The following is a 208-nucleotide window of genomic DNA, read 5'->3' as shown; positions in this document are numbered from 1 at the left end:
AACGTCACCAACTTCGGTGCCTTTATCGATATCGGCGTTCACCAGGATGGCCTGGTGCACATCTCCGCCCTGTCCAACACCTTTGTGAAAGATCCCCGCGAAGTGGTCAAGGCTGGCGATGTGGTGAAAGTCAAAGTGATGGAAGTGGATGTGCCGCGCAAACGCATCGGCCTGTCCATGCGCCTTGACGATGAGCCGGGTGAGAAAA

At 55.8% G+C, this 208-nt stretch carries 1 protein-coding gene; it reads left to right on the top strand.

Going from position 1 to position 208, the window contains the following annotated elements; genetic code table 11:
* A partial coding sequence (locus tag B3187_RS05580; RefSeq protein ID WP_286805019.1) for a S1 RNA-binding domain-containing protein occupies positions 1-208 on the top strand: 208 nt, incomplete at both ends.

The sequence above is a fragment of the Marinimicrobium sp. UBA4209 genome, assembly GCF_002381585.1.
GTDB classification, from domain to species: domain Bacteria; phylum Pseudomonadota; class Gammaproteobacteria; order Pseudomonadales; family Cellvibrionaceae; genus Marinimicrobium; species Marinimicrobium koreense.
Note: the sequence above shows the minus strand (reverse complement) of the source record. Positions and strands in the feature narration are given on the sequence as shown.